Source organism: Moorena sp. SIO4E2, assembly GCF_010671945.1.
Lineage (GTDB): Bacteria > Cyanobacteriota > Cyanobacteriia > Cyanobacteriales > Coleofasciculaceae > Moorena > Moorena producens.
In genome coordinates, this window is sequence record NZ_JAAHIE010000312.1 from 1 (window position 1) to 8,788 (window position 8,788).

Annotated in this window: 10 protein-coding genes; 4 read left to right on the forward strand and 6 right to left on the reverse strand. The window is 40.2% G+C overall.

Translation table 11 applies throughout. From position 1 onward, the window contains the following. From F6K37_RS25260 to F6K37_RS25275, 4 genes are all read left to right on the forward strand, one after another. Positions 1 to 440: Uma2 family endonuclease (locus tag F6K37_RS25260; RefSeq protein ID WP_287252938.1), on the forward strand; the 440-nt coding region annotated here is incomplete at its 5' end. Between the two features lie 163 nt (positions 441 to 603). Continuing rightward, positions 604 to 1,020: a XisH family protein gene (locus tag F6K37_RS25265; RefSeq protein WP_287252940.1), complete on the forward strand. Its 417-nt coding sequence runs from the start codon at positions 604 to 606 to the stop codon at positions 1,018 to 1,020. Beyond that, the gene (locus F6K37_RS25270; protein ID WP_287252942.1) at positions 1,008 to 1,343 is read left to right on the forward strand and encodes a XisI protein; all 336 of its coding nucleotides are present in this window, start codon (positions 1,008 to 1,010) and stop codon (positions 1,341 to 1,343) included. The genes F6K37_RS25265 and F6K37_RS25270 overlap by 13 nt, the downstream gene beginning before the upstream one ends. Positions 1,344 to 1,478: 135 nt before the next feature. Continuing rightward, a complete protein-coding gene (locus F6K37_RS25275; protein ID WP_287252945.1) occupies positions 1,479 to 2,030 on the forward strand; it encodes a Uma2 family endonuclease in 552 nt (183 codons plus the stop codon). A gap of 15 nt (positions 2,031 to 2,045) precedes the next feature. Here the strand turns inward: F6K37_RS25275 and F6K37_RS25280 are convergent, their stop codons facing one another. From F6K37_RS25280 to F6K37_RS25305, 6 genes are all read right to left on the reverse strand, one after another. Continuing rightward, entirely contained in the window at positions 2,046 to 2,996 is a 951-nt protein-coding gene (locus tag F6K37_RS25280) for an NAD(P)-dependent oxidoreductase (RefSeq protein ID WP_287252948.1), read from the reverse strand. A gap of 42 nt (positions 2,997 to 3,038) precedes the next feature. After that, positions 3,039 to 4,622, reverse strand: a complete 1,584-nt coding sequence (locus tag F6K37_RS25285; protein ID WP_287252949.1) for a phytoene desaturase family protein — start codon at positions 4,620 to 4,622, stop codon at positions 3,039 to 3,041. Positions 4,623 to 4,630: 8 nt separating this feature from the next. Next, positions 4,631 to 5,440 carry a class II aldolase/adducin family protein gene (locus tag F6K37_RS25290; protein ID WP_287252950.1) on the reverse strand — a complete coding sequence of 270 codons (810 nt, stop codon included), beginning with the start codon at positions 5,438 to 5,440 and terminating at the stop codon, positions 4,631 to 4,633. A 76-nt stretch (positions 5,441 to 5,516) separates the two neighbouring features. Beyond that, positions 5,517 to 6,386 carry a hypothetical protein gene (locus F6K37_RS25295; protein WP_287252952.1) on the reverse strand — a complete coding sequence of 290 codons (870 nt, stop codon included), beginning with the start codon at positions 6,384 to 6,386 and terminating at the stop codon, positions 5,517 to 5,519. Between the two features lie 46 nt (positions 6,387 to 6,432). Beyond that, positions 6,433 to 7,302 (reverse strand): phytanoyl-CoA dioxygenase family protein, encoded by an 870-nt coding sequence (locus F6K37_RS25300; protein ID WP_287252953.1) that lies wholly within the window; start codon positions 7,300 to 7,302, stop codon positions 6,433 to 6,435. A gap of 65 nt (positions 7,303 to 7,367) precedes the next feature. Beyond that, entirely contained in the window at positions 7,368 to 8,687 is a 1,320-nt protein-coding gene (locus tag F6K37_RS25305) for a DegT/DnrJ/EryC1/StrS family aminotransferase (RefSeq protein WP_287252955.1), read from the reverse strand. Positions 8,688 to 8,788 lie beyond the last annotated feature (101 nt).

The window sequence follows — 8,788 nt, forward strand, 5'->3', positions numbered from 1 at the left end:
TTAAAATTTTGCTTGATCAGTTAGAAATCGACTGCGAGTGCTTTGGTTCCACTACCTTCAAGGGAGAAAATATGGACAGTGGCATTGAACCGGATCAATGCTTCTACATCCAAAACCACGCTAGAATGCGAGGCAAGCGGCGCGTCGATCTTACCCTTGACCAACCGCCAGATCTAGCCATTGAAGTGGATGTTACCTCCAAGACTCAACTGGATGTGTATGCCAACTTAGGTGTGCCTGAACTCTGGCGCTATGAAAAAAATCAACTCAGGATTGACCTATTGCAAGGAGGTGAGTACCGACAAGTTACCACCAGTCCGACCTTCCCCAGATTACCAATTCCAGACCTGGTAGCAGACGTTTTAGCTCAAAGCCGTGAGACCGGGAGAAGTCCTGCATTACGAGCTTTTCGCCAAAGACTAAAGCAACTGCTTAAATAAATTGATAGTTTAGTTTTGGGGGATAACCCGATAGGAATCAGTAATGAAATTGACTTCTGAAACACTACCCAAACTAGATCAAGGCAACAACAATAATGTCCATTATTTCGTACCATCAAACCCCTATCCATCATAATCAGCTAATGTTATCAAATCTTATCCTATGCCAGCTAAAGATATCTTTCATGATACTGTTAAAAACGCCCTAATCAAGGAAGGTTGGATAATTACTGATGATCCTCTCTATCTTGATTATGGGGGAGTTGATATGTATGTTGACTTAGGGGCAGAAAAATTAATTGCAGCCCAAAAAGATCAACAAAAAATTGCTGTAGAAATTAAAACTTTTAATCGTCCTTCTCTAATTGCTGAATTTCATAGTGCTTTAGGACAGTTTCTTAATTATCGCCTGGTATTAGAAAATATTGAACCAGAAAGAAAAATGTATTTAGCCATTAGCGAAGATGTTTACGAAGTATTTTTTACTCTGGTTTTTACTCAAAATGCAGTAGAAAAATATCAAATAAAATTAATTATTTATGATCCAAAAAAGGAGGTCATTAAACAATGGAAAAACTAAATAACTATAGAGAATTAGTCAAAAAAATCATCAATAAATATGGACAATATAAACCTAGATATGGAGATATTGAAGTCCAAAAAATATTTGATGTTCAAGGAGATCACTATCAACTGATGAACGTGGGGTGGCATGGAAATCGGCGTTTAAGAGGCTGTGTTCTCCAAATTGACCTTAAAAACGACAAAATTTGGATACAGCACGATGGCACAGAAATTGGCGTTGCTAATGAATTATTAGAATGGGGTGTTCCCCCTGAAGATATCGTCTTAGCTTATCATGCTCCTTATAAACGCCAATATACTGGATTTGCTGTTGATTGATTAAATATAGCAATTCTATTTTCCATGAAGTAAAAAGGGATCCCCCTAAATCCCCCTTAATAAGGGGGACTTTGAGGTTTATAATTGTACCTCATAAATGCAATAACCGCTATAAATAAATAGGAGATTTTAACAATGCCTAGTTTAACAGTAAAAGACTTAGAAAAGCTGCAAGCTCAACATCCTGATTATCAGATGGAACTAGTGGGTGGAGAAATTATTGTTATGAGTCCTTCAGGGTTAGAATCGGATCAAGTAGCTGCTGCAATTGTTGCCCAGTTATCAAATTGGGTACGACCTCGTAGACTAGGCAGGGTAACTGCTTCTAGTGGTGGTTTTCGTTTACCTAACCAAGATGGAGATATCCGCGCTCCCGATGCTTCTTTTATCCTAGCTGAACGTTTACCTCGCACTACAGAAGGTTACGCGGAGTTAGTTCCTGACTTGATGTTTGAAGTTAAATCTAGAACTGATAGTTTGGCTAAATTACGCCGGAAGATCCAGCAATTTCTGGAATTGGGAACTAAAGTTGGGGTGTTAGTGGATCCGAGAACTCGCACCATGGAAGTTTATCGTCTCAATCAGGTAATGGTTATGCTAGAGGATGGGGATGTGCTGCAAGTACCGGAATTACTTTGTGGGTGGGAATTGTCTGTTGTGGAAGTTTGGGCACCTGAGTTTGATTAGAACAGATAATCACTCTCAGCGTCGTAACTTATGAGGCGTGTTGACGGTATATCGTGGCTGTTCACCTCGTGCGTAGCGTTTAATGTTATCAATCACCACAGCCGCAGTACCATCGTAACTTACCTCGGTTATGGCAGCAATGTGTGGAGTAATAATTACGTTTTGCTGACGAAGAGAATCCGTGGGGGAGTCAACTAAATCAAGACCAGTTCCTGCTAAATCTCCCTTCTCTAGTGCTGCTTCTAAGGCATCTGTGTCCACTAAACCACCCCGTGCTACATTGATGAGAAATGCTCCAGGTTTAATTGCTGCGAGTGTGTTCTGATTAATCAGATGATGAGTGTTTTTAGTATACTCGGCACACAAGATAATATAGTCAGCAATTGATAATGCTTCAGAAAGAGCATTAGAGCCGTAAACTTTTTCTATCCCTGTTTCTGGTAACGCACCACGTTCTGGGTGTTGCCGAACCGCAACAAGACGCATTCCAAAAGCTTTTAGGCGTACCGCTAATGCTGTACCAATGTCACCAAGTCCAACGATACAAGCTGTTTTTCCCAATAAGGCAATACCTGCTTTTGCACTCCAGTCTTCACTTTTAGATGATTGCTGTGTGGTTGTCATGTGTCGCGAAAGCATGAGCATTAGCATTATGGCATGTTCGGCAACGGAATCAGCATTGCCAGAAATACTCCCAGGTACATGTGCTACCCATACTCCAGCACGAGTAGCTGCCTCAATGTCTATAGTTTCTATACCGACACCAAACTCTTGCACTAAACCAAAGTGTCCAGAGGCAATGATTGAAGCATCAATCTTAGCCATCCAAGGGATGACAATATCAACACTATCTAAATACTTGATAATAGTATCTGACGGACAGGTGATAATTTCATGGTCTGATAGTTGTGATGCTAGTAAGTTCACTGCTAGTGTTGCGCTATCGCTACACAATAAAACTTTCATACATAATTTAGACTGAAAAACAGCATCAAGTAATCCTTCGCATCAACCCCCTATAATCTTCATGGCTGCATTATGCCCTGGAATTCCACTAACGCACCCACCCCGCTTGGCTCCAGAACCACACAGGAAGATATTATCAAAGCCAATCTCCACGCCCCACATTCCCCGTTCTTCCTCTGATTCTACAAAAGGCCAGGAAAGAGATTGATGGAAGACATGACCTGTGGGAATGCCCACTTCTCGTTCCACATCCACTGGAGTTGCGACATCAACACAAAGTTGACCATTTTCATCCCGCGCTATACAATCTCCTATGGGATCTAATAAATATTGATTTACCCCATTAAGATACCTCTCCAAGACTTTCTGTTTCTCTGTTTCATTGTCTTTAACAAATAAGCTATAAGGCATTTCCAATCCAAATAAAGTTAGGGTCTGGTAACCTTCTGCTCTCAGAGATGGGGAGAGGATAGAATCATCCGTTAAACTATGACAATAAAACTCGCCAGGGGGATGTTCTGGTATCACTCCTTCACAAGCCATTTTGTAGCTATCGATGATGTTTTGATAACCCTCGTTGACATGGAATGTTCCAGTAAATGCCTCTACAGGATCGTAATCTGCCTTCAAACGGGGTAACTTCCTTAAAACCATATTAATTTTGACAAAAGATCCTTCATCTTTGGGATCGTTGGGAGGATTATACCCACTCAACAGTTGCGAAAGTTTTTTGGGGGCAAGATTAACTAAGACATATCTTCCACTGACATGGCTTTCTTGGTTATTATGTTGGAACTTTACGGTTGCTTGCCCTTCGTCTGGCTCTATTTTTGTGACTTCAGCATGGTTGAGTATCTCCACACGATTTTTTTTGCATTGAGCAACAAGTTCCTCTGTCAGCTTCCCCATACCACCCACTGGAACACACCAATCCCCTGTACCATTGGCAATAATATGATAGAGAAACGTCCGATTTTGTTTTAAGGAAGAGTCATGGGGATGGGTAAAGGTGCCAATAGTTCCATCTGTGAATACTAAACCCCGCACCAAATCGCTTTGAAAGAATTCTTCAATAGCAACTCCCAAGGGTTGCTCTATAAATAACTGCCAAGCTAGCTTTTCTTCTTCCGTCTGAAAGCGATTTTTAATCTCATCTCTGGTCTGCATCGGTTCAAGCAAGGAAGGCCAGATGTGCTTTCCTAAAGACTTTTGCAGTTGATGAAACTTGAAATAGCTTTGGTATTCCTCTAAATTTCCGGTGAGTTGATTAAAGGAATGCTCAGTGACTATTTCAGATTCATTACTAATCAATAAACCCTTATGTTTCCCATTCTTATCAAATGGAGTGAAGGAAGCGGGATTTCTTTGTCGGAATTTAAAATTTAAATCTAGATCTGAGATAATTTTTTGTGGGAGCATTCCCACTAGATAGGCATACACTGAGAGTTTCGCTTCAATACCTGGAAATAGTTGGCGGGAAACAACTGCTCCTCCTACCTTATCTTGTCGTTCTAGCACCAAAACTGAGCGACCCGCTTTGGCAAGATAACAGGCTGCAATTAGTCCATTGTGTCCACCACCGACGATAACGACATCGTAGCTTTTTTGTATATTTGAAGATGGCATGATTTTTCCTAGGGTAACTTGGCTGGGAGTATGTCAATATAAGAGGGATCGAGTCGATCGAGCAAACGGCGATTAGCTTGCCATACGAGTTGGAATTCTCGGTTGTTCTGGAGGAATGGACCCTCGAACTGCTTTGCTGTATGTTCGCAAATCTCAGGTGGTGGTATTATCGGCTTGGAATTACTACTTAACACATTAACCTGAATCTCGCACGCCTTATTCAGGTAGTACATGTAGTAGAATGCCTCTGCCACTGTTTGACCTACAGTTAAAAGACCATGGTTACGGAGGATTAAACATTTCTTGTCTCCCAGAGATGCCACAAGCCTTTCTCGCTCATCCAGGTCAAGTGAGATGCCCTCATAATCATGGTAGGCAACCCGATTATAAAATTCCATGGAAATTTGGTTAAGGGGCAACAAACCCTCTTCCATAGCAGCAACAGCCATGCCACTAACAGTATGGGTGTGGATGATTGCATGGGCATTAGGGCAACCTAAATGAATAGCACTGTGTATTGTAAATCCGGCTGGATTTACTTCCGCGTCTGCCTGGTCAATTTTGTTGCCATTAGCATCCACTGGAACCAAATTTGATGCACATATTTCGTCGAACATCATACCATAGGGATTAATGAGGAATACTGGTGGTTCCTCTTTAATTCGCACGGAAATATGGGTGTAGATCATGTCTGTCATCCCATAATAGTGAATCAAGCGGTAAGCAGCAGCAAGATCTACACGTAACTGTCGTTCTTCTTGGGAATAAAAGGGAGTTATGGGATTATTTAGGTTAGAACTTTTTGTATTTACATTCATGGTTGATTTTTTTTGAGGTTTTACTTACTTTAGTATTCAGAGTAAACATTCATGCTACGCAATTATTTAATTAGCATTAAACGAATTTACTTTTAGAAATTAAATCACCATCCTTAAGGTCAGTTAATTTATAACCAAAGGAAGTTAAAGTATCATCACCGTTCGATTTTATCAGTGAGTAAAGACCATCAAGAAATATTTTAGAGTAGCGGGCTTTGGAATCGACAAAACGCATTGTATATGCCATTCTCGATGGTAATTTTCCCTCCAGGAGGGGGACACTTCTATGCCAAACAAATTTGTCTAGTAGAAGGGCATCACCCACTTCAAAGCTATCTTCTACTTTATTTTTATCTAAAACCATCTCTTCAACTTTAGAAGCATAGAAAAACTCAAAATAATTAAACTCTTCGGTTTGGCAAAATTCTGCAAAATCTTTGTGTTGTATTAGTTCGTACCGGAGGGCATAGTACCCAGAGGTTGGATAAGCCTTTCGGGGTACATATGCCATGCCTCCATGTTGCTCTTTGGTATTAATGGGGACTAGAGGTATCCAAATAGAATAGGCTAAATCTTCTGGTTTAATGAAGTTGAAGCTAACAAGATCGAGATGGAAATGAAATCCTTTTCTGTTTGGTTTTAATTCAAATCCCACACCTTGGGTGAAGATTAATTCATTTTCGATTAATTGCTTGAGGGTGTTTTTAAAGTTTTCGTGGGAATAGATTTTTTTGGTTACGGCATTTTCTAGGTCATAGCCCAGTCTGGAAAAATCTCCACTGTAAGATTCGGGAACTTTTTTTACTTGATTGGATTCGGCAGTTAGATACCGTAATTTATCGATTGCTTCATCCGTAAACAGTTTTTTTAGTTTGATAAACCCATTCTCAGCAAAAGAGTTTTTTTCTTCTGGGGATATAGTGATTTTGTTGACTAGCAAAGACATAAGCTTTTAAGAAGTCAGAATGTAGGATTTAGCATAAGTTAGAGCTCTAAACAAATTTACTCTTAGAGATTAAATCACCCTCTTTCAGATCGGTTAATTTATACCCAAAGGAAGTTAAAGGATCATCCCCCATAGCTTTCACCATGTAATTAAAATCATCAAGAAACTTTTTCCCATAGCGGGCTTGGGAATCTACAAAACGCATTGTGTATGCCATCCTCGAAGGTAACTTTCCTTCCCTCAGGGGGGCACTCCTATGCCAAACAAATTTGTTTAGTAACAGAGCATCACCTACTTCAAAGTCATCTTCCACTTTATTTTTCTCTAGAATCAATTCTTCCACTTTGGAAGCATGGGGAAAGTTAAAAAATTTAAAATCTTCAGTTTTACAAAATTCGGCAATATTTTCGTGTTTTACTAGTTCATAAATCAGGAAAAAATACCCAGAGGCAGGATAAACGTTTTGAGGTACGTATGCCATACCTCCGTGCTGCTCTTTGGTATTAATGGGAACTAGGGGTATCCAAATAGAATAGGCTAAATCTTCTGCTTGAATAAAGCTAAAACTAGCTACATCCAGGTGGAAATAAAATCCTCTTTTGTTGGGCTTTAATTCAAATCCCACACTTTCGAAGAAAGTTAATTCATTCTCGATTAATTGCTTGAGAGTGTATTTAAAGTTTTCCTCAGAATAGATCTGGTGAGTGACAGCATTTTCTACACCGTAACCAATTCTGGAAAAATCTCCAGTATAGTATTCAGGAGCTTTGGTTATTTGCTTAGAGTTGTAGGTTAGCTCCCGTAATTTATCTGTAGCTTCCCAGGTTAATAATCTGTTTAGCTTGATAAATCCATTTTCCCAAAATAATTCTTTATCGGTTTGGGATAAGGTAATTTTGTTTACTAGTGAAGACATTTTTTATTAGGTAATTGATAGCCATCCATAAAACCATACTGTGTTAACAATATTACTTTTTTTATTTAACAAGTGATATCAATCATGGTGTTAGATTCTAAAACTTTGAGATGCCAATTAGTCACTTCTTCTCCTGGTATCAAAATTGGACTCCCTGGGGGAACTTTCTTGATACAGCAACTGCTTATTTTCCCTAATGCTTGCCCAATCGGTAACTTTTCTTTCCGGCTAAAGAAAGCATCTTTAGGTAAAGTCTTCATTTGAGGGCGACGGCAAAAGTAACTGTCAGGTAAGGTTTCTTTTGGTGCTTTTTCCCTCAGAATCGGCACAATGGCTGCTAAGGTTTCTCTCATAAATTGGAAATCTTGTTGATTGTGATGGAAAGAGAAAATTAATAACAATCCCTCTTCACCAGCAAATTCCCCATCAATTCCGCGTTCGTACAACAGCTCTGCTAATTCTTCCCCTGTAGTGCGATCGCTTTTTAAATAGAGTTTCAGAGGATCGCTAACTTGAGGATCGTAAGTTAACACCTTGCCGTAATTATCCAATTGACTGCGCAGGCGATCGCATTCCCCAATGGCTTGCCAAAATAACCCTTGACCTTCTTCAGAATACCCCTTCTTAATCGCATCTTCAATACTCAGCATTAACAGGTTACTGCGGGTAGTGGTTTCAAATAAAGGCAAAACCCCCATAACTTGTTCAACAGTAAACCGAGAGTCAGTAGGTAAATGCAATAAAGCCGTCTGTACCAAACTCCCCGTATATTTGTGCATACTATGGGTGACGATATCTGCCTTAAATGCGATCGCTGATTGCCATTGTTCGTCCAGAAAGGGAAAATGACTACCGTGGGCTTCATCTACTGCTAAAGCCAGATCGCGTACGCGACAGTAATCAGCTATCAATGCCAGATCGAGAGTTACACCTTCATAACTCGGATGAGTTAGTAACAAAGCTGACACGCCACTGGTTTCTAAAGCGGAAATAACCTCGGAGGTAGTGGGCATCAAAGACACAGAAGGAATAAAATAAGGCTCTAATCCGGCTAAAATGATGCCGTTGATGGTGGCAATATGACTGTTAAGAGCGATCGCCACTTGTTTATACTGAGTACCCAGTAAAGCACAAGCTGTTAAAACTCCTTGACTACCTCCCCCAGTTAGCCAAAAGGTATGCTTTGTGCCATACATTTCAGAGAAATGTTTTTCGATGCTCTCAGTGCGAGGGCGAGTCAGAAACGGCACATCATATTGATAGATTTCTTGACTGAGGCGTACGCTATTTTGAGCAATTCCTTGGTGGGCAGGAGTATAAAGACTCACCTGCACATCCTGATTATGAGATGCGATCAAATGATAAGCAGAAGAAGGTTGACTCATAAGCTACAGAAAAATCGGCTGAAGTTGCGGCATCGGGCGAATTGTACTTTCCACTGCAATACCATTACGTAAGGCTAACAGTAATCCCGCCGCCTCCATGT